This is a genomic window from Mesorhizobium sp. M7A.F.Ca.US.005.03.2.1, from assembly GCF_003997795.1.
Lineage (GTDB): Bacteria > Pseudomonadota > Alphaproteobacteria > Rhizobiales > Rhizobiaceae > Mesorhizobium > Mesorhizobium ciceri.
The window spans coordinates 1-746 of the sequence record NZ_RZRP01001460.1 but is presented as its reverse complement, the minus strand read 5'-3'; the positions used below and the strand labels follow the sequence as shown (position 1 = coordinate 746).

The following is a 746-nucleotide window of genomic DNA, read 5'->3' as shown; positions in this document are numbered from 1 at the left end:
GGCGTGCTGATCGGCGCCGGCGCCAAGATCCTCGGCAACATCGAAATCGGCCATTGCTCGAAGATCGCGGCAGGCTCGGTGGTGCTGTCGCCCGTACCTCACAACAAGACGGTTGCCGGCGTGCCGGCCCGCGTCGTCGGCGAGACCGGCTGCGATCAGCCGTCGCGCCAGATGGACCAGCTTTTGCCGTCGCAGACGATGGATCAGGTCGTCAGTTTCGACATCTGACCGTCATATGTCCGCTGCCTGAGGCCGTGGGCAGACATGGGCGATTGTTCTCGCCCAAGGTCTTTTGAGATTCAGGTCAGGCCGAGCCGAAAATGGTGGGTTCCGAGAACCGGAGCGGAGCGTACGTTTGGGTACGTGAGCACAGTTCTACCGCGACGCGGTAGAACGGGGAAGCGCAGGAAACCGCCATTTGCAGGCCGGCCTCACGTGAATATCAACAGACCTTAATCAGGCCGCTTGCCTTTACATCGCCATTGTCGACGTGCCAGAAGCGCGTTCGAACGAGCAAGCCCGATGATCGGAGAAGACTGTTGAAGCCGGACGAAATCAGAAAGCTGGACGCCTATTTCAAGCGCGTCTTCCAAAACCCCAAGCTTGAGGTCAAGGCGCGGCCGCGCAAGGACGATTCGGCCGAGGTCTATGTCGGCGACGAATTCCTCGGCATCGTCTTCAAGGACGAGGACGACGGCGACTACAATTTTTCGATGGCGATTCTCGACATCGATCTGGCCTGAGCC

General features: G+C 59.8%; 1 protein-coding gene and 1 pseudogene. Both read left to right on the top strand.

What is annotated here, in order from left to right:
• Positions 1-228: pseudogene (locus tag EN991_RS38485) on the top strand (serine O-acetyltransferase); the annotation flags it as partial.
• Between the two features lie 311 nt (positions 229-539).
• Positions 540-743, top strand: coding sequence for a DUF3126 family protein (locus EN991_RS38480; RefSeq protein ID WP_013531334.1), 204 nt, complete (start codon positions 540-542; stop codon positions 741-743).
• Positions 744-746 lie beyond the last annotated feature (3 nt).